Here is a 22,700-nt window from a genome sequence, read left to right on the forward strand (position 1 = left end):
GGTCAGTCGGAATCCCGCGACTTTGTTCGCGCCAGCGGATGGTGCGACAACACCAGTTCCGCAAGCCGTTCGTCCAGCACATGGGTGTAGATCTCGGTAGTTGCCACGTCAGCATGGCCCAACAGGGTCTGAATGGTTCGCAGATCTGCGCCATTGGCCAGCAGGTGGGTGGCAAAGGCATGGCGCAGCGTGTGGGGTGTCACCTTGCCGGGGTCGATGCCGCCCGCCACCGCGAAATCCTTGATCAGCAGGTAGAACGCATGGCGCGTCAGGTGTCCGCTCTTGCCGCGCGAGGGAAACAGATGAGCGCTGCGTGCCTTGCCCTTGGCGACCGCCTCGTCCTCGGCCGCATCACGGGCGGCAAGCCATGCCGCCAGCGCCGCACGGGCCGGAGGGGACAGCGGCACCATACGCTCCTTGCCGCCCTTCCCGCGCACCAGCAGCATGCGTGGATCGCCGCGCGCGGCCGAGACTGGCAGCGACACAAGTTCGCTCACCCGCATGCCCGTGGCATAGAGCACCTCCATCAGGCAGATGTTGCGCAGCCTGTCAGCCTCGGTCCGGCCCGATTGACGGGCCGCATCGAGCAGGCGGTCGACCTCGACCACCTCCAGTGTCTTGGGCAGGGATTTCAACCGCCCCGGCCCGCGGATCTGGATCGCTGGGTTTTCACTACGCCAGCCTTCTTCGAAGGCAAAGCGGTACAGTTGCTTGATCGCCGACAGGCGCCGGGCTCGGGTGGAGCGGGCCAGCCCCTGGGCGTCGCACTGGATCAGATAGGCTTCGACCATGTCACGGTCGGCTTCGGCAAAACCGGTGCTGCGCCGTTCCAGGAACGCGGCGAAATCCATCAGGTCGCGGCCATAGGCCAGCAGCGTGTTGGTGGCGGCCCCCAACTCGGCGGCTTGCGCCTCCAGAAAGGTCGTTATCCAGCGGTCCGGACTTGCGGGTGCGGTCATGGATCAGCTCCGGTCCAGCAGCATCAGCTGCAACGCGGCCCGGCGCGCGGTGTCCTCCAGCCCGACACGGCGGAACAGAGCCAGCGCCATCGCAAGATCTCCATGATTGCCCTGGGCGCCGCGCGCGAACCGGTCCATCCCTTCCAGGATGGCCTCGCCCAGATGCCCTTCGTCCAGCATCAGTTCCAGCTCCGGCGACAGCCGCGCGTCGGGCGAGAACCCTTGCGCAATCGCGGCGGCGCGTGGCGAGGGCGGCAGCACATTTCCCGGCTCTCCCTTGGCCAAGGCCGCAAGAAAACCCGCCTCGGCGTCGGTTCCAACCGGTGCGCGCGCCGCGACCTCGTAATCGGGGGACAACAGCCGTATCCGCCAGGCAAGCGCGGCCGCCTTGGGATCGGTCAGCGCCTGATTGGCCAGCGCCTTGGCAAACAGATGGGCAAAGGGAACTTCCAGCCGGGCCTGTTGCATCGCCAGCCAGACAATCGGCAGGGTTTTGGCCACTGCCTCGGAGCTGTTTGAATTCAGCGCGGTCTCGAAGCGTTGCAAGGCGGTAACCCGGTCCCAGATGCCACCGGAGGCCGCCGGCGTCCTTTGAGTGTAAAGACCCAGCAACTGGTTCGGGGTCAAAGCTCCGATCCGGGTCAGGCGTTCGGCCGCCTCCAGTTGCGCCTTCCAGCCCGCCAGGTCGCGCAGATCGGCGTTGGCGAAGGCGCGCGGCAAAGAGGCCGTGGCCATCGGCTCTCCGATCGCCTCGAACAGGCGAAAGGTCAGAGGATCGGGGCGCGAGGGCCGTTGCGGCGGCGGCAGATCCTCGAAGATTTCGGGGCTGAGAAACCGGTCGAGCAAGTCGAGCGACGCTGATGGCAGCAACTCGAGCGCATGCGCGGCTTCAAGTGTCAGCGCGGCCGAGGTCCAGTCGCCACGTCGTGCGGTGCAGAAGATTTGCGCGCCATAATCCGGCGCCAGGTAGGGCTGAGCCACCAGCGCCGCGCAGCTGCGATCCTCGTCTCCGGTCAGCAGCGTCGCGTTGAACCAGCGGCCGAACCGCTCGGCCGTGTCGGTCGGCCCGGCCAGTTGCACAATTGCCTGCGCGGGGTCCACCGCACCCAGTTGCATGAGCCGGTCCAGGCGTGCCAGCAACAGGGTTTCCCCCGCCTCGGCCGATCCGTGCGGCGGGCGCGTTTCCGACAGAAGCAGGGTATAGAGCAGAGTCTGCATGGCCGGGTTGTCGCGAACCGGCACGTTCATCAGCCGCTCGGCCAATTGCCGCGCGTCGCTGCGCTGCCAGAGATCCACGGGCAAGCCGGTCACGCTTGAGGCAACCAGCCCCAGCGGCGGGGCCAACGATTCCAGCGGCGTCACCTCGATCTGCGGCTGTTGGCCGCTCTGTGTCACGGGCGGCTCCAACAGAACCGTCCCCGGCAGATTCGCCGGCGGCGGCGTGTTCAGCCAATCGATGACGGACATGGGTTGCTGTGTTTGAGCCAGCCCGAGACCGGGCAGGGCCAGAAGCAAAACGACCAACCTAGTCGGCATTCAAGACCACCGGTTGTCTTATCTCCTTCTGTGGAGCGGAAAAATCGACGCCAAAGAAGGGACCCACATAGGCATAACCGACCAGGCCGATGATACTCAGACACACGATGTAAATCACGAGTTTGACCAGACGACCCATCATTTGAAACTGCCTCATTTCTTTGTTTTGACCAAGTTATAACTGGCCTTTTTCACAAGATCACGTCATTCACGGTGGAATGAAGCAAATTGAGCATAACTCAGCCCAAACAAGGGGCACCACGCGGTCTGTTCTGCGCAAGACCGTGGTGATGGTGGGTATGATGGGGGCGGGAAAAACCGCTGTCGGCAAGGCTTTGGCGCAAAAACTGGCGGTTCCCTTCCTCGATAGCGATGCCGAGATCGAAGCGGCCGCAAACATGTCGATCCCCGAGATATTCTCGCGCGATGGCGAGGCGTTTTTTCGCGAAAAGGAAAGCATGGTGATCGCCCGGCTTCTGGATGGCAGCCCTTGCGTGCTGTCCACGGGCGGTGGGGCCTTCCTGGCGCCTGCGAATCGCCAGATGATCTCCGAACGCGGCGTTTCGGTCTGGCTCAAGGCGGATCTAAGCGTCTTGTGGAGCCGGGTTCGGCACAAGGATACCCGCCCCTTGCTGCGCACACCCGACCCGCGTGCGACCTTGCGCGCGCTTCACGATGCACGGGTTCCGATCTATGCCGAGGCCGATCTGACCGTGGTGTCGGATGCCGTAACCTCGATCGAACAGATGGCCGACCGGGTTATCGAAGCCTTGCAGTCGCGGCCGGACGTATTGGAACTGACCTGAGATGAAGAATACCGTGCATGTGGCGCTTGGGGCGCGCAGCTATGATGTGGAAATCGGGCCGGGCCTGCTGGCCGAGGCGGGTGCACGCATCGCGCCGTTGATGAAACGGCGCCGGGTCTGCGTGCTGACCGACGAGACGGTGGCACGTCTGCATCTGGAGGCGCTGCGCGACGGCTTGGCCGCCGCCGGGATCACGATGGAGGCTCTGGCGCTGCCGCCCGGTGAGGCTACCAAAAGCTGGCCGCATCTGGAACGCGCGGTCGATTGGCTGCTGGACCAGAAGGTCGAGCGCAACGATATCGTGGTGGCCTTTGGCGGCGGGGTGATTGGCGATCTGGCGGGCTTTGCCGCCGCCATTCTGCGCCGGGGCGTGCGGTTCGTGCAGATCCCGACCTCGCTTCTGGCGCAGGTGGACAGTTCGGTGGGCGGCAAGACCGGCATCAACGCGACCCATGGCAAGAACCTGATCGGCGCCTTTCACCAGCCCTCGCTGGTGCTGGCGGATACTTCGGTGCTGGGCACGCTGACGGCGCGCGATTTCCTGGCTGGCTATGGCGAGGTGGTGAAATACGGACTGCTGGGCGATGCGGCGTTCTTTGACTGGCTCGAAGCGCAGGGCCCGGCGTTGGCCGCAGGCGACATGACTGCCCGGGTCGAGGCGGTGACCCGCTCGGTTCAGATGAAGGCCGATATTGTCGCCCGCGACGAGACCGAGCAGGGCGACAGGGCACTGTTGAACCTCGGTCATACCTTCTGCCACGCGCTTGAGGCGGCGACCGGCTATTCCGACCGGCTCTTGCATGGCGAGGGGGTGGCGATTGGCTGTGCGCTGGCGTTTGAACTCTCGGCGCGGCTGGGTCTCTGCTCGCAAGAGGACCCAAGCCGGGTTCGCGCGCATCTCAAGGCAATGGGGATGAAGACCGATTTGTCCGATATCCCCGGCGATCTGCCGGATGCGGTGGCGCTGGTCGATCTGATGGCGCAGGACAAGAAGGTGGTCGACGGGCAGTTGCGCTTTATCCTGGCGCGCGGCATCGGGCAGGCTTTTGTCACGTCGGACGTGCCGCGCGCGGCGGTGCTTTCCGTGCTTGAGGATGCGCTGGCAACCTGTTGAAAAAGGGGGCGTTTACCGCCCCTGGATCACCATCAGTTCGCCCACATTCTCGCGGGTGACATAGCCCAGCATCCGCCCCTCTGATGTGGTGACCGCAACCGCGGGTGCCCCTTTGTAAAGCGCGTCCAGAACCGTCTCCAACCCGCTGGAAAGCGGCACCTGCGGGATGTCACGCTCCATCACGGTTTCCGCTGAATCCGAGCGCGGATGGTCCGAGGCCAGCGCCGCGAACAGCCGTGCCCGCGTCACGAACCCCAAGAGTTGCCCATCGCCATCCAGTACCGGAAACTCATGCTGGGTGGTATGCAGCACCGCCTGCGCGGCGGTGGCCAGCGTGTCAGTCGGGCCCAGTGTCTCGAACCGGGTGATCATTGCGTCGCGCGCCAGCAGGCGGCGGGTCACTGCGCGCATGGCGACATCCTGCGCCTCGGCATTGGCGGCGATAAAGACAAAGACCGCAATCAGCACCAGCACCGGGTTGCCGCCGCTCAGCCCGGCAAAGCCGAAGAGCAGCGCCACCAGCTGCCCGGCGGCGGCCGCGATCCGGGTGGCGCGTACCCGGTCCATGGTCAGGCTGAGCGCCGCACGCAGAACGCGCCCGCCATCCATCGGAAAGGCGGGGATCATGTTGAACACCGCCAGGAACAGATTGACCATCGCCAACCGGGACAGGAAATCGGGCTCGGCACTGTCGATGGACGTCAGCGTCTCCAGCCTTGTATCGACGCCGAGCAGGGTCAGCACGATCCAGATCGCGACATTCACCGCCGGACCGGCCAGCGCCACCACGATCTCTTGCCCCGGTCTTTCGGGCATCCGGTCCAGCCGGGCCAGCCCGCCGATGGGCAGTAACGTGATATCGGGGGTGCGGATGCCATAGCGGCGCGCGGTCAGGGCATGGCCATATTCATGCGCCACCACACAGGCAAACAGCGCCAGCACAAAACCGGTGTTTTCCACCGCGCTCGGCCAGCCGCCCATCTGATAGGCGGAAATACCGATCCAGCCGATCAGCAGGAAAAAGGTGACATGGACCTTCAGTTCCGAGCCAAAGAGACGGCCTAGGGAGAAGGACCATGTCATGATTAGCCTCCGGTCTTAGAACGGGATTTCGTCGTCGTCGATCCCGCCCGAGGCCGGTCCACGCCCGCGTCCGCCACCGCTGCCACCGCCCGAGGGGCCGCCGCCATAGGGATCGCCCGAGGGGCCGCTGTCATAGCCGCCATAAGGATCGCCGCCGCCCTGGCCGCCGCCATAGTTTCCGCCGCCACTGCCGCCGCCTTCGCCACGGCCATCGAGCATCACCAGCGTCGAGCCAAAGCCCTGCAACACCACCTCGGTGGAATAGCGGTCCTGGCCGGACTGGTCCTGCCATTTGCGAGTCTGCAACTGGCCCTCGATATAGACCTTGGACCCTTTGCGCAGGTACTGCTCGGCGACGCGGGCCAGACCCTCGTTGAAAATTGCGATCGAATGCCATTCGGTGCGCTCGCGGCGTTCACCGGTGTTGCGGTCTTTCCAGGTCTCGGATGTTGCGATTCGCAGGTTGCAGACCTTGCCGCCGTTCTGAAACGACCTCACTTCGGGGTCGCGGCCCAGATTTCCCACCAGAATGACTTTGTTGACCGAGCCAGCCATATGTTTCCCCGCTTTTTTCTCACTGTCTGATTCATGTGTCGCGAATCTCACCAAGACCCGCTGCGCAGACCCTACACGCGCCGGGCGGCAGAGGGAAACCGGAAGCGGCAGCCTGCCGATCCCATAGCGCAGGTCTCGCAAGGGTTCCAATTTGTGCCAAAGTTCGTATAGTTCCGCGCGTGGGGTTAAGAACAGGTTACCAAGAATGCGCAGGCTTGTTTCCGGTTTTCTCGTTGCGGCGGTGTCTGTCGCGGCCATGCCCGTGCAGGCGGATATGTTCTCCACCAAGAACCGGCGGGATATCTTTCAGAAACAGGCCAAGCTTCTGGATACGCGCGGCGCCAGCCAGTACGAGTCGTCGACCCGCCTGAAGCCGCCCTCGGCCCAAGGCAGTTTCGACAAGCGCTATGTCGGCAAATACAAGGGCGAGTACCTGCAAATGGCCCGCGACGCGGCGCGCCGTCACAACGTGCCCGAGGATCTGTTCCTGCGCCTGGTGCAGCAAGAAAGCGGCTGGAATCCACACGCCAAATCGCACAAGGGTGCCATGGGCTTGGCGCAGCTGATGCCCGAGACCGCCCGTCGGCTGGGTGTCGACCCGCACATCCCTTATCAAAACCTGGACGGCGGCGCGCGCTATCTGTCGCGCCAGTACACAAGGTTCAAGTCCTGGCGCCTGGCGCTTGCGGCCTATAATGCCGGACCCGAGGCGGTCACCCGGCATGGCGGCGTGCCGCCCTATGAGGAAACCCGCAACTACGTCAAGGCGATCTGGGGCAGCTGAGGGCACGGGCCAGCGGCCCTTTTCCAGATATTCCACAATGTGCATAAGGTCTTGCGAAATGGGACCGTCGCGATAGTCTCGCTCCACAATTGGGAGGAGAGAGATATGATGAAGACATTGCTGGGCACCGCTCTGGGCCTGACCCTGATGGCAACGACCGCCAGTGCCACCGAAAAGATGCGCATCTCGCTGCAATTGCCGCTGAAGAGCCACCTGGGCCAGAACCTGCAACTGTTCGAGAAAGAGGTCGAGGCCCGCACCGGCGGCGCCATCGACGTCGAGATCTACGACAGCGCAACGCTCTACAAGGACAAGGAAGTGCCCGCCGCCGTCGGCTCGGGCGCTATCGAGGCCGGGGTGGCGTCCTTGACACGCTATGTGGGGGATGCGCCGGTGGTCGATGTCTTCTACATGCCCTTCCTCTTCAATTCCGAGGACAAGGTGCGCGCTGCCGTCGCCGAAGGCAGCCCGATCCGCACCGCCATCGAGGCCGAGGTGGCCAAGACCGGCGGCCAGATCCTGTTCTGGCAGGCCTATGGCGGCGCGGTGATGCTGTCGCAGGGCGGGCCGATCAAGACGCCCGAGGATCTCAAGGGCAAGAAGGTGCGGGTATTCGGCAAGACGCTGGGCGATTTTGTCACCGCCGCTGGCGGGGCGCCGACACTGGTCTCCGGCTCGGAACAATACCTGGCCTATCAGCGCGGCACCGTCGATGTCGGCATGACCGGCGTATCCGGCGTCAAGTCGCGCAAGCTGTGGGAGGTGATGGACACGATCACCGTGACCAACCATGCCGATATCGAGTTTGTCGTGGTGGTCAACACCGACTGGTGGAACGGTCTTTCGCCCGAGATCCAGGGCCAGATCCGCGAGGCCGCCAACGTCGCGCAAGAGGATGTGCGCAACCGCATGTCCGAGATCGAGGCCGAAGCCTATGCCGCCGCCAAGGAAAACGGCATGACCGTGGTCGAGCTCAGCGACGGGGACCTGGCCGCCTGGAAAGCCGTGGCGCAGCCGGTCTATGACGCTTACCTTGCGGCCACGGGCGATGCGGGCAAGGCGATCCTTGACGCCGCAGGCAACTGAACCTGACCATACCGGGCGGCTGGCGACAGCCGCCCAAGGGATTTGCCATGATGCTGGTTACCACCATCTCCCGCTGGGCGGGCGTCTTTGGCGCTTGCCTGCTGGCGGCGACCGGCGCGATGTTGACCTATGAGGTCGTCGCGCGCTATTTCTTCGTGAAACCAACGATCTGGGCGGCAGAGCTCAGCCAGCTCTGCCTGATCTGGGGCTGCCTGCTGGCGATGGCCTGGGTGCTGAACATGCGCCGCCATATAACGGTGAACGCGGTCACCGACCTGTTGCCGCCGGCCGCGCAAAGGCTTTGCGTGGTGCTGTCGATGCTGGCGGTGATCGTGTTCTCGGTCATCGTCACCATCTGGGGTTGGGACATCTTCCATGACAGTTTCGTGCGCGGCCGCACCACCGGTTCGCTGCTCGATCTGCCCAGCTGGGTGGCCGAGCTTTCGGTTCCGGTCGGGTTCACCCTGTTGACGGCACAGGCGCTGGTCGAACTGGCCAGCCTGCGCCACGGCGACATCGCCTCATTGGGAAGCAGCCACGAATGACCATCGTCCTGATCCTTGTCTGTCTCTTCGCGGTGCTGCTGATCGGCGTGCCCGTTGCCTTTGCCCTGGGTGGGTTGGGCCTTGGCATGCTGATCCTGGGCGGGTTCTCGCCCCTGATGGCGCCACAGGCGGTGCTCTCCACGCTCGACGGGTTCATTCTGCTCGCCGTGCCGCTCTTCCTGCTGATGTCGAACATCCTGCTCAAGGGCGGCGTCGGGCGCGATCTCTTTGCCGCAGTGCAGGCCTGGGTCGGGCATTGGCCCGGTGGGCTGGCGGTGGCCACGATCCTCAGCTGCGGCCTCTTCGCCGCGATCTCCGGTTCTTCGGTGGCGACGGCCGCCACTATCGGCACGGTTGCCATCCCCGAGATGGTCGGTCGCGGCTATGACCGCCGTTTCGTCTATGGCCTCCTGGCCGCAGGGGGCACCCTGGGCATCCTGATCCCGCCGTCGATCCCGATGATCGTCTTTGGCTTTGTGGCCGAGGAATCGGTCATCGCCCTGTTCCTGGCCGGGATCGGCCCCGGCATCCTGCTGGTGGGGCTGTGCATCGTCTTTGCGATGATCCATGCGCGCTTCACCTCCAGCTATACGCCCATGCCCAAGGCCAGCGGGCCCGAGCGCATGGTCGCCACCTTTCGCGCGCTGCCATCGCTGGCGCTGGCGCTGCTGATCGTGCTGGGCCTCTATTCCGGCGCCTTTACCCCGACCGAGGCAGCGGCCGTCGGCTTTGCCGCCGCGCTGGTCATCACCGGGCTAGGTCTCCGGACCCTGACCTGGGCCAAGCTGTGGGAGGCCGTGCGCGACAGTGCGGTCACCACCACCGCGATCCTGCTGATCATCGCCGGGGCCAAGATCTTCGGCAAGGCCATCGCCCTCTACCGTATTCCTCAGGACATCTCGGCCTTTATCGCTGCCCATATCGACGGGCCGGTGGTGTTCATCCTGCTGGTGTCTGTCGTGCTTCTGCTGATGGGGCTGGTGTTCGAGGCGCTGTCGATGATCCTGATCATGACGCCGGTTTTGCTGCCGGCGGCGATGGCGCTGGGGTTCGACCCGATCTGGTTCGGCATCTTCATGGTAATCATGGTCGAATGTGCCCTGATCACGCCGCCGGTGGGGCTGAACCTCTATGTGATCCAGGCCGTCGCGCGGGTCTCGCTGGGCGAGGTGGCGCGTGGCGTCTGGCCCTTCCTGCTCCTGATGCTGCTGACGGTGGTGCTGCTCTACCTTTGGCCCGATCTCGCCCTTTACATCCCTTTCAAGTGGTAACCCGATGATACAAGCGCAAAAACTCCTCTCTCTCCTGGCCGAGGACCGTTGCCATGTGATGCCCTGCTGTTTTGACGCGCTCTCGGCCCGGCTGGTCGCGCAAGAGGGCTATGCGCTGACCTTCATGTCGGGGTTTGCCGCCTCGGCCAGCCGGATCGGCGCGCCCGACCTGGGGTTGATGAGCTATGGCGAGGTGGTCGATCAGGCCCGCAACATCACCGAGGCGGTCGATATTCCGCTGATCGGCGATGGCGACACAGGCTATGGCAATGCGATGAACGTGCGCCGCACGGTGACCGGGTTTGCCCGCGCGGGCTGTGCCTCGGTCATGATCGAGGATCAGCTGGCGCCCAAACGCTGTGGTCATACGCCCGGCAAGGCGGTGGTCGGGCGGGATGAGGCATTCGACCGCATCCGTGCTGCGGTGGACGCGCGCGAGGAACTGCGTGCCGCGGGCGGCGATATCCTGATCCTTGCCCGCACAGATGCACGGCATGAACACGGGCTGGCCGAGGCCATCGCCCGTGCCGAACGCTTTGCCGAACTGGGTGCCGACATCCTGTTTGTCGAGGCGCCGCGCAACGAGACCGAGATGCGGCAGGTTTGCGTCAATCTGCCCGGGCCCAAGATGGCCAATATCGTCGAAGGCGGGGAAACCCCGGACCTGCCCAATGCGGCGCTGCACGACATCGGCTATTCCATCGCCGCCTATCCGCTGTCGCTGATGGCGGCGGCGATGCAGGCGATGGTCACCTGCCTGCGGCAGATGCGGGGAGAAACGCGGACCGGGTTGATGGATTTCGCCGAATTGCGCCAGCGGATCGGGTTCGACGACTATTACAAGACGTCTGAACGCTATGCCTCGTCAAAACGCGACCACAGTCCGGCGCGGGGTGGCGGAAGCTGACCACCCGAGAGACGGGGCGCTCCCGCCCGCTGAGATCGTTTTCTGGCGAAAACGCCCCCGGGCCGTTGGGCCGGGCGCCGCGCTCTGCGCGGCGCGGGGGGCGTTGCCCCCGTCGCGCGGGTGCGCGACTCCCCCGGAGTATTTCTAACCAGAAAGAAGCGCTATGGCGGTCTCAGACCGGATGCAGGGCCACGGGCAGGCCGTTGAAGGCGGCATTGCCGCTGAGCGGGTCGGTGCGGCTGTCATCGGTCAGGTCGTTGATCGAGACGGTGGCGGTTTGCGTGGCGGCGCTGAGACGGCCGTTTTTCTGGCCCCAGCCCTGGGGAATGGAGACCACCCCCGGCGCCATTGCCGGGGTGATCTCGACCGGCAGGGTGACCGATCCGGTGGCGCTCGTCACCACCGCATCCGCCCCGTCGGACAAACCCAGGCGGGCGGCATCCTCGGGATTGACCTCGACCGTGCAGCGGTTGCGGCCCTTGACCAGGCGCGGGCTGTTCTGGGTCCAGCTGTTGTGGCTGCGCACCTGCCTGCGCCCGATCAGGGCAAAGGGACGGGATGTATCCCCCCGGTGGTCGGCCAGGACCAAAAGGCGCGGCAGGTCGTCGAGAAAGGCGCCTGGCGCCAGGTTCAGCCGCCCGTCCGGGGTTTCCAACCGGTCGCTCAGATTGGCCACCAGCGGGCCGAGGTCCATGGGGCGGCCCCGGGAACGCAGCCCGTCAAGCGTGACCTTGTCGCCGTGAAATCCCTGAGGCAGCAGCATCCCCAGCACCTGTTCGGGCGCGGGGCCGATATGGTTGGCGCCGGTCAGCCGGGCGGCAAGACGCGCAATCACCTCCCATTCGGAAGGGTTGCCGTGCGGCGGCGCAAAAAGTGCCGGGGCAAAGCCCACCGTGTTGCGCACCGCGAAGGTGTGGAACACCATGTCATACATGGGTTCCTCCAGCGCCACGGTCCCGGGCAGGATCAGGTCGGCATGCCGGGTGGTGTCGTTCACATGAATGTCGAGCGACATCATGAAATCGAGCCCCGTCAGCGCCCGTTCGATGCGCCGTCCGTTGGGCGCGGTCAGAACCGGGTTGCCGGCCACCGTCACCAGCGCGCGGATCTGGCCCGGACCGGGTGTCTCGATTTCTTCGGCCAGTGTCGATACCGGAAATTCGCCGTTATAAAGCGGCTGTCCCGAGACCCGCGAGCGGCGCTCGGGATAGGTCCGTGCCTTGCCCTTGCGCGAGGTCAGCCCGACATAGTCGAGCGCCGGCGTGGTGAACATGGCGCCACCCTCGGCATCGAAATTGCCGGTCACGATGTTGAGCGCATTGGCAGCCCATTGGCACAGCGTGCCAAAGCTCTGGGTCGAGGCGCCCATGCGGGCGTAGCAGACGGCGCGTGGTGCTGCGGCGAAGTCGCGTGCCAGCCTGCGGATGGTCTCGGCCTCGATGCCGGTTGCCGCTGCGGTGGCTTCGGGTGTGAAGGGCTCGACCGCGTCCGTCAACGCCTGCAACCCGTCGACCAGCGGCGCCAGGTGACCCAGCCGGGCAGGGCCGTCCACCAGGATCACATGGATCATCGACAGGATCAGCCAAGCGTCGGTCTCGGGGCGGATGAAATGATGCTCGCCCGCGCGTTCGGCGGTCTCGGTCCGGCGCGGGTCGATCACCACTACCCTTCCGCCGCGCGCGCGGATCGCGTCCATGCGAAGGCCATATCCCGGCGCGGTCATCATCGAGCCGTTCGAGATAACCGGATTGCCGCCGATGATCAGCAGGAAATCGGTGCGGTCGATATCGGGGATCGGCATCAGCATCGGATGACCCAGCATATGGATCGACGCCACGTGATGCGGGATCTGGTCGGCGGTGGCCGAGCTGAAACGGTTGCCGGTGCCGATCGCCTTGATCAGCGTCGGCAGGTTCAGCATGTTGCCGAATTTATGCGCGTTGGGATTGCCCAGATAAACGGCGACCGCATCCTGTCCGTGCGTGGCTTGCACCGCGCGGATACGCTCGGCGGCATGGTCGTACGCTTCGTCCCAACTGATTTCCTCGAAATCGGTGCCGCGTTTCAGCAGGGGTTTCGTCACCCGGTCGGGATCGGTGCGGAAATCCTGCAAGGCCACCGCCTTGGGGCAGATATGACCGCGCGACAGCGGGTCGTCCGGGTCCGGCCGGATCGACAGAACATCGCTCCCGTCATGGGTCACGATCAGGCCGCACATCGCCTCGCAGATGTTGCAGCTGCGGTACTGGACCATCGGCTCAGCCATCGGGGTATCTCCTGTCGGGTACGGCGGACACAAATAGGGCGCCCGTTTGCCACGGACGCCCAGACCGAGGATTATTCCTCGTGAACTTTCTTCCAGCCGCCATTCTCGACCAGCAGCACATAGACCGAGTCAGCGCCCTGGTGGTCGTCCGGGCCATAGTTGATATGGTTGCCGACCAGGTCATCCTGATAGTCCAGCGTCTCCATCGCCGCGATGAAGCTTTCCTGCGTCAGGTCGCGGCCTGCGGCCTCAAGCGCCATCACCATCTGTTGCGCCGCGGCATAGCCCAGCATCGCAAATCCCTGCGGATCCTCGCCGGTTGCGGCCTTGTATTCCTCGATGAACGCCTTGACGACGGGCTCTTCGGCCCGCGCATACAGGTCCTGCCAACTGGCCGCGGCATAGAAGCCTTCGGTCACGCCGCCCGGAACCTGCGCCACCACAGTCAGGAAGCTGGCCGAGGTGCCCATGAATTTCATGTCCGTGAGGCCCATCTTCTTGGCGGTGCCGACGATGGTGATCGCCTGGCGCACGCCCAGCGCGATGGTCACGATCTCGCAGCCCGATTCCTTTAGCTTGCTCAGCGAGCCGACAAAATCGGTCTCATCCGGCTTGTGCGTGGTCTCGGCGGCAAAGGTCAGCCCCGCTTCCTCGACCCCGGCCTTGGTGCCATCCAGGATCTCCTTGCCGAAATCGGTTGGCAGATACATGGTGCAGACATTCTTGGCCCCAAAGGTGCTGGCCAGATATTTCACGCCCACCCGGCTCTGGTCGTAATAGCTCGAGAACGAGGTGAACTTGTTGTGCATCGGATCCTGGATCATCTGACGCGCCGCTGACAGCGGGGCGATGTTCGGAATGCCCATAGGATCGATCAGCTTGAACCCGGCCAGGTTCATCGGCGTGCCAAGGTTCTGCATCATCGCAAACACCTTGTCGCGGTTCAGCAGTTTGTTGAAGCCCTGCATCGCGCGCGGCATCTGATAGCCGTGATCCTCGACCACATAGCGGATCTTGCGCCCGTGTACGCCGCCTGCGGCGTTGACCTTGTCGAAATAGACGTTGGCGCCCTTGGTCGCGGGCACGCCCACGGCGGCAAAGATGCCGCTCAGGTCGTTGACCGCGCCGATGACGATTTCATCGTCGGTCACACCCTGGGCCTGGGCGTTGGCCAGTGTCGCCGCCGCCGTCAGCGCCGATGCGGCGACCAGACGTTTGATGAGTGTTTTCATAGTTCTCCTCCCTATGGATAACCCATTTATCATTAGTACATATCTTCGATGAGATGTGCGTGTTTCTTTTCGACGAAACTGCGTTTCAGCTTCATCGTTGCGGTCAGTTCCTCGTCCTCCGCCGTCAGCAGCACGTCGATCAGGCGAAAATCCTTGATCTGCTCGACGCGGGCGAATTCCTTGTTGACCGCCGCCACCTCGGCGGCGATCAGGTCCTTGACCTCCTGCGCCGCGCAGAGCGAGGCGAAGTTCGAAAACGGCACCTTCCGGTCCTGCGCGAATTTCTCGACATTCTCCTGGTCGATCATGATCAGGCAGGTCAGGTACTTGCGCTTGTCGCCGATGATCACCGCGTCCGAGATATAGTGGCTGAACTTCAGTCGGCTTTCGATCTCGGCGGGGGTGATGTTCTTGCCGCCCGCGGTGATGATGATGTCCTTGAGGCGCCCGGTGATGGTGACATAGCCCTCGGCATCGACCCTGCCGATGTCTCCGGTGCGCAGCCAGCCATCGGCGGTATAGGTCTCGGCGGTCTTTTCGTTGTTGCGCCAATAACCCTTGAAGGTGTTGAGTCCCTTGACCTGGATCTCTCCTCCGTCGGCAATGCGCACCTCGATACCCGGAACCACCTTGCCGATGGTGCCGATGCGGTTTTCCTCGGGCGTGTTGATGGTGGCGATCCCGGCGGTCTCGGTCATGCCGTAACCTTCGACCAGCGGCACGCCAATGGACCAGTACCATTTCAGCAGCGCGGGCGAGATCGGCGCCGCCCCGGTGCCGCCCCGGCGCATCTTGTCCATGCCCAGCATCCGCCGCAGATTGCGCAGAACCAACCGGTCCCAGAACCAGAAATTCGCGGCCACACCGGCAGGAACCGGTTTGTTTTCAATCAGGTATTCGGCGCGCTTCATCCCGGCCTTCAGCGCCATGCCAAAGGCCGCGCGCCCGGCGGGCGTGGCCTCCTGCGCCATGATCAAGACTTGGGAATAGATCTTCTCCCAGACCCGCGGCACCGCCGTGAACGTGGCGGGCGACACCTCTTGCAGGTTGGCAAACACCGTTTCCGGGCTTTCGGCAAAGTTCACCGTGCTTTTTGACGCCAGCGGGAAATAGATCGACACGTCCCGCTCCAGGATATGGCACAGCGGCAGGAAACAGAGCTGCTCGTCTTCGGGCAGGGTCGGCAACCTGTGAGCGCCAGCCTCGATGGCCGCCATGATGTTCTCATGGGTCAGCATCGCGCCCTTGGGCATGCCGGTGGTGCCCGACGTATAGATGAGCAGCGCGACATCCTCGGGCCGCGCCAGTGCGATTTCTGCCTCGAACGCGTCAGGTTCGTCCTGCTCTGCCTGGCGGCCGATCTCGTAGAGCCGGTCGATCATCAGACAGCGCGGATGATCCAGATCGTGCAGACCCTCATCCTCCAGGATGATCACGTTCAAGAGGCCGGGAACCTCGCCCTCGATCTGCATGAACTTGTCCAGCTGTTCTTCGTTCTCAACGATCAGGAACCGGCTGTCGCTGTCATTGACCAGGTATTTCAACTGGTTGGCCGAATCGGTCGTGTAGACGCCCGAAGCGATGCCGCCGACCGCCTGGATGCCCATGTCGAAATAGGCCCATTCCTTGCGGTCCTCGCTCAGGATCGAGACGACCTCGCCCCGTTGCAGGCCCAGCTTGCGCAGGGCCAGCCCGATCCACTTGGCATGCTGCCAGTAATCGGCCCAGGAATAGGTCTTCCAGATGCCGAAATCCTTTTCCCGATGTGCGGTGCGATTGCCCAGTTCGGCGCAGCGCTTCTGGAACAGGCCGACGATTGTCGTCGTGCCATCGACCAGAACCGGGCGCTGGCCCGGCGTGGCGTTGAAACTGACGCCGTTGATCCGCGTCTGGGCGGGCAGGGTGCGTGTATCCATCTTGTCCACCTCTCCGGTTATCGCCATGTCTTCTTGCGTTTCCAGCGGCGGTTCTCCCGCGCGCCTTCCTCCTGAACCCCCAGATAGAAGTTCTGGATGTCCTCGGACGCCATCAGTGCCTGGGCCGAGCCGTCCATCACGATACGGCCCACCTCCATCACATAGCCATGATGTGCCAGGTTCAGCGCCGCGCTGGCATTTTGTTCCACCAGCATCATCGTCATGTTCTGCTCTTCGTTCAACCGTTTGAGGATGGCAAAGATCTCCTGCACCAGGAGCGGAGACAGCCCCAGGCTGGGTTCGTCCAGCAGCATGATGCGTGGATTGGCCATCAGGCCCCGGCCAATGGCCAGCATCTGCTGCTGACCGCCCGACAGCGTCCCGGCCTCCTGGCCGCGCCGCTCCTTCAGGATCGGGAAATAGCTGAACACCAGTTCCCGGTCGCGCTCGATCTGCGCCTTGTCTGTGGCGGTATAGGCGCCCAGGGTCAGGTTCTCGTCCACCGTCAAGAGCGGGAACACCTCACGCCCCTCGGGCACGTGCACGATGCCCTTCTGCACCACCTTGTGCGGCTCCGATCCCTGGATCTCTTCGCCGTCAAAGGTGATGGTGCCCTTTTCAGGGTCCATCACGCCCGAGATCGTCTTCATCAGCGTGGTCTTGCCCGCGCCATTGGCCCCCAGGATCGACACGATCTGGCCCGGCCGCACCTCCAGCGAGACGCCCCGGATCGCCATGATCGGCCCGTAAAAGCTCTCGATGTTGCGGATCTTGAGTATTGCTTCGCTCATGACGCCTTCCCCAGATAGGCTTCGATCACCGCCGGGTGCGACTGCACCTCTGCCGGTGTTCCCAGCGCCAGTTTCGCGCCATCGGCCATGGCCAGCACCCGGTCGCTCACGCCCGAGACCAGCCCCATGTCATGTTCCACCATCAGCACCGTGATCCCCATCTGACGGCGGATATCGTCGATCCACCAGCGCATGTCGGTGGTCTCTTCCACCGACAGGCCCGAGGCCGGTTCGTCCAGCAGCAAGAGCTTGGGGTCGGTCGCCAGCGCGCGGGCCACCTCGACTACCTTGCGCACGCCATAAGGCAGGCCCGCGATCATCTTGTCGCGATAGGCTTGCAGGTCGAGGAAGTCGATCACTTCCTCCACCTTCTCGCGGTTCTCCAACTCCTGCCGCCGGGCCGAGGGGGTGAAGAGGATCTCCGAGAACAGGTTGGTCTTGCGGTGCCGGTGACGGCCGACCAGCAGGTTCTGCAACACGGTCGCATGCTCGAAAAGTTCGATGTTCTGGAACGTGCGCGCCACCCCATATGCAGCCACGCCCGAGGGTTTGACCTCCAACAGGTTATGCCCGTCGAACCGGATACTGCCCGCATAGGGATCGTAGAACCGCGAAATCAGGTTGAACACTGTCGACTTGCCCGCCCCGTTGGGGCCGACGATGGCGAAAACCTCGCCTTCCTCGACCGAGAACGACAGGTTGTCGACCGCAGTCAGCCCGCCGAATTTCAGCGTGACATTTTCAATCTCGAGCAGGCTCATCTCAGGCGCTCCGTCTTCAGATAGGACTTCTGCCGCTTGAACATGTCCTTGCGGTAGAAGGGGAACAGCTCGAAGAACGTCCGTATCTTGAGCCATCGCCCGTAGATGCCCATCGGCTCGAACAGGATGAAGGCGATCAGGATCATGCCGAAGATGCCGAACTCCAGACCCGGAATGGCCACCGTGCTGCCTCCGAATACCGCGCCCACGTATTCCTTGGCGATCGACAGGAATTGCGGCAAGAACCCGATGATGATGGCGCCAAAGAACGCCCCGTGGATCGACCCCAGCCCGCCGATCACGATCATCATCAACAGCTCGATCGAGATCACCACGCTGAAGGTCTCGTTGTTGAACGCGCCCGCAAACAGCCCCATGAAGGCACCCGCCCAGCCGGTGACCATGCATGACAGGCCGAACGAGATGGTCTTGGTCCGGGCAATGTCCACACCCATCGCCTGTGCCGAAACCTCGCTGTCTCGCACCGCGATGAAACTGCGCCCCAGCGGCGAGCGCAGCAGGTTGATATAGCCCAGTGTCACGATCACCGTCACCGCCAGCACCAGCCAATAGAACAGCATCGGCGTGCCCCAGCGGTCGATGGTCAGACCAAACAGGTCGATCCCCGCGATATACTTGCCCGACACGCCGCCGCTCCAGGGTTCGGTCAGCACGATGATGTCGTCGACCAGGATCGACATCGCCAGGGTAAAGATCGCCAGGTAGATGCCATGCAGCCGCAGCGCCGGAATGGCGACCAGCGCGCCGATGATCCCGGTGATCACACCGGCCAGCGGAAAGGCGAGGATGAACGGCACCCCGGCCTCCAGCAGAATCACGTTGGAATAACAGCCAAAGGCGAGAAAGGCCGCATGCCCCAGGCTCGCCTGACCGGTATGCCCGGTCAGCACCATCAGCCCCATCCCGGCGATGGCCCAGATCAGCACGTTGGTCAGCTCGCCCAGATAGAACACGTCCAGTACCCAGGGCGCGGCAAAGACCACGGCCAGCAGGATCAGGTAGAGGCTCAGCTGGTACCCGTCCTTCCAGGGGCGGATATCCTGCATGTAATCGGTCTTGAATACGATACGCATGGGCTCAGACCTTCTTGACTCGGACCTGACTGAACAGGCCGTGGGGACGGAAGACCAGCACCGCAAGCAGCAGCGCGTATGGCGCGATCTGGCTGTAACCGGCGGCGATATACCGGCTGGCAAAGGGTTCAATGACGCCCACGATCAACCCGCCTGCCAGCGCGCCCGGCAGGCTGCCGAACCCACCGATCACGGCGGCGGCAAAGGCCTTGATGCCCAACAGGCCGGTCGAGGGATCGACCGATCCCTTGGCCGCGAACAGGATGCCGGCGATGGCCGCAACCGCGCCCGCCAGCGCCCAGATAAAGCCCTGAACCCGTTTCACCGGGATGCCCATGTAATAGGCCGCCAGCTGGTTCTGCGACGCGCCCTGCATGGCAAGGCCCAGCTTGGTGCGGCTGAAGAACAGGAACAGACTACCGGTCAGCAGCACGGTGACCACGATGACCGCCACATCCTCCATGCCCAGCACCAGTCCGCCAAAGGCGATCTCGCGCCCGGCCAAGGGGTTCTGCAAGGTCTGCGGCTCGTGGCCCCAGATCAGACCGGCGACAAATCGGATGACGAAACCCAGCGCGATGGTCAAGATCACCACCGCTGTCTGGCTTTGCCCGAACATGCGACGGATCACCAGCCGGTCCAGCAGATAGCCGAGCCCGGCCATGATCGCGATCGAGATCGGCAGCGCCATCCAGAAGGGCAGGCCCATATATTCGGTGTTGGTCAACCCGATGGTGACAAAGGCGCCCAGCATCATGAAATCGCCCTGCGCGAAATTCACCGCCTCGGTCGCCTTGTAGATCAGAACAAAGCCAAGCGCGATCAGGCCATAGACACAGCCGTTCGCCAGCCCGCTGATCAGCAGCTGTACGTTATCCAAATTTTCCTCCCTGCGCCGGTATCCCGGCGTCCCGTTCTTTTGGCCCGGCAGCGCGTCGGTCGCCGGGCCTCGCCTCACTATGGCGTGATCATTACCTTTCCGTCAGTCTTTTTCAGCGCCTCGGCCAGACCTGACACAACGTCACGAAGCGGAAGGTAGCCTGACACATCGGTTTTCCAACGCCCGTCGGCAAAACGCGCCTGCACCTCGGTCACCACGCGCGCCTGATCGGCGGGCGGGGTGGTCATCATCCACTGGGTGAGCCAGAAGCCTTCGATTCGCTTGCGCATGAAAATCAGCTGGCCCATCTGGGTCAGCACCGGCAATTCGGCGTCGAGCTTGCCATAAGACACCCAGCGCGCGCCGTTCGGCATAGCGGTAAAGATGCGCTCGGATGTCTGGTCCGATACCGCATCCAGGAACACACGCGGTTTCAGCGCCCGACTGATGGTGGCGAACTTCTGCCCCATCTCCGGATCCGATGTGACCAGAACCTCGGCCGCCCCCAGCGCCTTGAGCGGCTCCACCGCCTCGGCCCGGCGCACCAGCGCGATGGGTTTCAACCCCAGATCGCGGCCCAGTGACACCATCAGCTTGCCCAGCTGGCTGGTTGCCGCCGACACAATGAATGCCTCGCCCTCGGACCGCGCGATATCGACCATCGCCATGGCGGTCATCGGGTTGACGATCTGCGCCGAGCCGTCCTCGTCGCTGATATCGGGGCGCAGCGGAATGCACATCTGCGCCTGCGTCACCACATACTCCGCCCAGGCGCCGGACCCCGAGGCGACAAACGCGACCCGTTGGCCCACCAGTGCCTCGGCGCCTTTGCCCGCCACGACCACGTCGCCGCAGCCTTCGAACCCCGCTGGCGTGCCCTTGATGCGCGGCTGGCCGTATTCGCCCTTGATGAAATGCAAATCGGACGGATTGACCGAGGCCATGCGCAGCCGGATCAGCACCTGTCCCGGTCCGGGTTTCGGCACCGCGATCTGACCCGGCTCCAGCCAGTCGGCGGCATCGTCAATCGCCGGGCCGGTGGCCTTGCCGGAATAGCCGTCGCCGGTTTGCAGCACGGCATACATCGTTTCGGGAATGTCGGTCATCATAGTCCTCGTCACAGGGTCAGGAGGGCAGGGCGCGCAGTCCCTGCATCGCAAAACGCACGATCTCTTCCGCGATCGCATCGTATTTCTCCGGCGTATCGCCGGGGCGCGGGCGGAACCAGGCCACCGGCCCGTTCAGCGCGCTCATGAAGGTCTGCACCGTGATCGCCGGATCGGGACCGGCCCGCAGGCTGCCCTCGGCCAGCCCCATCGCCAGCAACTCGCGGAACCGCGCCTCATAGGCGTCGCGCCGGGCGATATGCTGGGACAGCGATTCCTTCTGGAAATCGGTCGTGGTGGTATAGCGCCGCATCAGCAGCCCGTCCTTCAGCACCAGCATGAAGGAGTGGTGTTGCAACATCGCGTTGACATGGCCGCGTGCCATGGCTTCCAGCCGGTCCAATACCGGCAGATCCGCAAAATACCCCGGATCGGTCGCCTGAAAGACGATGTCCATGCCCCGGTCGCGCACCGCGTTGAACAGATCCATCTTGGACGGGAAATAATGATAGACCCGGCCCTTTGTCGCACCCAGATGGCGCGCCACCGTGTCGATCGAGGTCGCATCGAATCCCCGGCTCTGGAAACACTCCGCCGCGGCCGTCAGCAATTCCTCGTACCGGTCGTTGCGGGCTGTGGTTGCAATCTCGGTCACGGGGCGCGGCCTCCTCGGTTGGCATTGGCGACATACTCTCGGGTATGATCAAACATACCGACGGGTATGTCTGTCAACCGACCCAAACCGTGACGTGGCGGCAGGGTTTCGAATGCCGCACATCGCAAAAAACAAAAACCCCCGCCGCAGCGGGGGTTTGCAGGCGGGTGGACAGGTCCCGTCACATGCCGATCAGGGCGCGCAGTGCCTGTGCGTGGACAGCGATGGCCTCGGGCGCCGACCGGATATCTTCGAGAATGCCCAGAATGCCGGTCTTGAGCGTCTCGTTCATCGAGCTGTCTTCGACGGCGGTAACCATGGTGTCATAGTCGAAGCCCGACTGCGTCAGCATGCCTTCGCTGTCCCAGCTTTCGACCAGTTCGCGGGCCGAGGCGATGGCCGCCGTGGTCTCCTGGTTCGCTGCGGCAATCGCGGTGCCCACCGCCTCGGTGGTGGCCTCGGCGGCGCTGCTTGCCGCTTCGCTCGCGGCTTCGGCTGCCTGCGATGCCGCCTCGCTGGCGGATTCGATGGCTTCCGCTGCGGCCTCGGCCGCGGTATCGCGGGCTTCGGCCAATTGCTCTGACGCTTGCTCGGCGGCGGCCTCGACTTCGGTCCGGGCGGTTTCAGCGGCTTGCCTGATCTGGTCGCCCAGCGTGGCCGTTCCGGGTTCTGCCGGCGTCACAACCGCCGGGGCCGACGGCTCGACAGCGGCTTCCTGGGGCTCGGTCCGGATCACAAGGAAATAGGCCGCAGCGCCGGCTGCTGCCGCTCCGAGAATAACGAGAATGCGTGTCATGAAGACCTCCAAGGCAATTCTGTGGTCTAGATGGAGGGGCCGGGTGCCCTGGGCTAGGGGGAAAACCCGCGCCTGTTCATCATCCGGCCCCGCCCGGCGCTTTTCCGCCCGGCCGAACTGATCCGTTGGGCAAGCCGCCGCCTCTGTCAAAGGAACGCGAGGCGGCGCATCGCGATCCCGCAAACAAAAAAGCCCTCGAGCAGGGCTCAAGGGCTTTTCATGGCTCCGGCGGTAGGGATCGAACCTACGACCAATTGATTAACAGTCAACTGCTCTACCGCTGAGCTACGCCGGAACGGTTCGCGCCGTATAGCAACAGCGATTCCGGGCGTCCAGAGGGTGCGCGGAAAATTTTGAGAAAATGGCGAGGTCGAAACGGCCATGCGGATTACGCCTGGCACAGCGGCGACAAGGTTACCCGAGATGTGAGGATTTTGGCTCCGGCGGTAGGGATCGAACCTACGACCAATTGATTAACAGTCAACTGCTCTACCGCTGAGCTACGCCGGAACGGTGCGTGCCCTATAGCAACAGCGATTCCGGGCGTCCAGAGGGGC

The 22,700-nt window shown here is 63.8% G+C and carries 21 protein-coding genes and 2 tRNA genes; 7 read left to right on the plus strand and 16 right to left on the minus strand.

Annotated features, from left to right (window positions below; translation table 11 throughout):
• Positions 1–2: 2 nt before the first annotated feature.
• Positions 3–959 carry a tyrosine recombinase gene (locus tag OEZ49_RS04355; RefSeq protein ID WP_263387173.1) on the minus strand — a complete coding sequence of 319 codons (957 nt, stop codon included), beginning with the start codon at positions 957–959 and terminating at the stop codon, positions 3–5.
• A 3-nt stretch (positions 960–962) separates the two neighbouring features.
• Positions 963–2,495: a hypothetical protein gene (locus OEZ49_RS04360; protein ID WP_397545646.1), complete on the minus strand. Its 1,533-nt coding sequence runs from the start codon at positions 2,493–2,495 to the stop codon at positions 963–965.
• Positions 2,496–2,713: 218 nt separating this feature from the next.
• Here OEZ49_RS04360 and OEZ49_RS04365 point away from each other — a divergent pair, with 218 nt between their 5' ends.
• A complete protein-coding gene (locus OEZ49_RS04365; RefSeq protein WP_164127554.1) occupies positions 2,714–3,301 on the plus strand; it encodes a shikimate kinase in 588 nt (195 codons plus the stop codon).
• Position 3,302: 1 nt separating this feature from the next.
• Positions 3,303–4,415: a 3-dehydroquinate synthase gene (gene aroB / locus OEZ49_RS04370; RefSeq protein ID WP_263387175.1), complete on the plus strand. Its 1,113-nt coding sequence runs from the start codon at positions 3,303–3,305 to the stop codon at positions 4,413–4,415.
• 12 nt (positions 4,416–4,427) lie between these two features.
• Here the strand turns inward: aroB and OEZ49_RS04375 are convergent, their stop codons facing one another.
• On the minus strand, positions 4,428–5,498 hold the full coding sequence (locus OEZ49_RS04375) for a site-2 protease family protein (RefSeq protein ID WP_263387176.1): 1,071 nt from the start codon (positions 5,496–5,498) through the stop codon (positions 4,428–4,430).
• Between the two features lie 15 nt (positions 5,499–5,513).
• The gene (gene ssb / locus OEZ49_RS04380; RefSeq protein ID WP_263387177.1) at positions 5,514–6,053 is read right to left on the minus strand and encodes a single-stranded DNA-binding protein; all 540 of its coding nucleotides are present in this window, start codon (positions 6,051–6,053) and stop codon (positions 5,514–5,516) included.
• A gap of 205 nt (positions 6,054–6,258) precedes the next feature.
• On the opposite strand from ssb, the gene OEZ49_RS04385 reads away from it, so the two are divergent.
• The 5 genes from OEZ49_RS04385 to OEZ49_RS04405 all read left to right on the plus strand — a co-directional run bounded on the left by OEZ49_RS04385 (position 6,259) and on the right by OEZ49_RS04405 (position 10,646).
• The gene (locus OEZ49_RS04385) at positions 6,259–6,837 is read left to right on the plus strand and encodes a lytic transglycosylase domain-containing protein (RefSeq protein WP_263387178.1); all 579 of its coding nucleotides are present in this window, start codon (positions 6,259–6,261) and stop codon (positions 6,835–6,837) included.
• Positions 6,838–6,942: 105 nt separating this feature from the next.
• A complete protein-coding gene (locus OEZ49_RS04390; protein WP_263387179.1) occupies positions 6,943–7,923 on the plus strand; it encodes a TRAP transporter substrate-binding protein in 981 nt (326 codons plus the stop codon).
• Between the two features lie 47 nt (positions 7,924–7,970).
• Positions 7,971–8,468, plus strand: a complete 498-nt coding sequence (locus OEZ49_RS04395; protein ID WP_263387180.1) for a TRAP transporter small permease — start codon at positions 7,971–7,973, stop codon at positions 8,466–8,468.
• On the plus strand, positions 8,465–9,739 hold the full coding sequence (locus OEZ49_RS04400; protein WP_263387181.1) for a TRAP transporter large permease: 1,275 nt from the start codon (positions 8,465–8,467) through the stop codon (positions 9,737–9,739). Before OEZ49_RS04395 ends, OEZ49_RS04400 begins: the two co-directional genes overlap by 4 nt.
• A gap of 4 nt (positions 9,740–9,743) precedes the next feature.
• Entirely contained in the window at positions 9,744–10,646 is a 903-nt protein-coding gene (locus tag OEZ49_RS04405; protein ID WP_263387182.1) for an isocitrate lyase/PEP mutase family protein, read from the plus strand.
• Positions 10,647–10,818: 172 nt separating this feature from the next.
• Here the strand turns inward: OEZ49_RS04405 and OEZ49_RS04410 are convergent, their stop codons facing one another.
• From OEZ49_RS04410 to OEZ49_RS04465, 12 genes are all read right to left on the minus strand, one after another.
• Positions 10,819–12,912, minus strand: a complete 2,094-nt coding sequence (locus OEZ49_RS04410) for a molybdopterin oxidoreductase family protein (protein ID WP_263387183.1) — start codon at positions 12,910–12,912, stop codon at positions 10,819–10,821.
• A 71-nt stretch (positions 12,913–12,983) separates the two neighbouring features.
• Positions 12,984–14,144 (minus strand): ABC transporter substrate-binding protein, encoded by a 1,161-nt coding sequence (locus OEZ49_RS04415; RefSeq protein WP_164127536.1) that lies wholly within the window; start codon positions 14,142–14,144, stop codon positions 12,984–12,986.
• 32 nt (positions 14,145–14,176) lie between these two features.
• Positions 14,177–16,060 (minus strand): AMP-dependent synthetase/ligase, encoded by a 1,884-nt coding sequence (locus OEZ49_RS04420; protein WP_263387337.1) that lies wholly within the window; start codon positions 16,058–16,060, stop codon positions 14,177–14,179.
• 17 nt (positions 16,061–16,077) lie between these two features.
• The gene (locus tag OEZ49_RS04425; protein ID WP_263387184.1) at positions 16,078–16,851 is read right to left on the minus strand and encodes an ABC transporter ATP-binding protein; all 774 of its coding nucleotides are present in this window, start codon (positions 16,849–16,851) and stop codon (positions 16,078–16,080) included.
• The gene (locus OEZ49_RS04430) at positions 16,848–17,612 is read right to left on the minus strand and encodes an ABC transporter ATP-binding protein (RefSeq protein ID WP_263387185.1); all 765 of its coding nucleotides are present in this window, start codon (positions 17,610–17,612) and stop codon (positions 16,848–16,850) included. The genes OEZ49_RS04425 and OEZ49_RS04430 overlap by 4 nt, the downstream gene beginning before the upstream one ends.
• Entirely contained in the window at positions 17,609–18,706 is a 1,098-nt protein-coding gene (locus tag OEZ49_RS04435) for a branched-chain amino acid ABC transporter permease (RefSeq protein WP_263387186.1), read from the minus strand. Before OEZ49_RS04435 ends, OEZ49_RS04430 begins: the two co-directional genes overlap by 4 nt.
• Before the next feature lie 4 nt (positions 18,707–18,710).
• Entirely contained in the window at positions 18,711–19,586 is an 876-nt protein-coding gene (locus OEZ49_RS04440) for a branched-chain amino acid ABC transporter permease (protein WP_263387187.1), read from the minus strand.
• Between the two features lie 77 nt (positions 19,587–19,663).
• On the minus strand, positions 19,664–20,692 hold the full coding sequence (locus OEZ49_RS04445) for a zinc-binding dehydrogenase (protein WP_263387188.1): 1,029 nt from the start codon (positions 20,690–20,692) through the stop codon (positions 19,664–19,666).
• A gap of 19 nt (positions 20,693–20,711) precedes the next feature.
• Positions 20,712–21,347 carry a TetR/AcrR family transcriptional regulator gene (locus tag OEZ49_RS04450; protein ID WP_263387189.1) on the minus strand — a complete coding sequence of 212 codons (636 nt, stop codon included), beginning with the start codon at positions 21,345–21,347 and terminating at the stop codon, positions 20,712–20,714.
• Between the two features lie 181 nt (positions 21,348–21,528).
• On the minus strand, positions 21,529–22,143 hold the full coding sequence (locus tag OEZ49_RS04455; protein WP_263387190.1) for a hypothetical protein: 615 nt from the start codon (positions 22,141–22,143) through the stop codon (positions 21,529–21,531).
• A gap of 220 nt (positions 22,144–22,363) precedes the next feature.
• A tRNA-Asn gene (locus OEZ49_RS04460) sits at positions 22,364–22,438 on the minus strand.
• Between the two features lie 140 nt (positions 22,439–22,578).
• A tRNA-Asn gene (locus OEZ49_RS04465) sits at positions 22,579–22,653 on the minus strand.
• Positions 22,654–22,700: the final 47 nt, after the last annotated feature.

The sequence above is a fragment of the Ruegeria marisflavi genome, assembly GCF_025673445.1.
In the GTDB taxonomy this organism is placed as follows: domain Bacteria; phylum Pseudomonadota; class Alphaproteobacteria; order Rhodobacterales; family Rhodobacteraceae; genus Ruegeria_B; species Ruegeria_B marisflavi.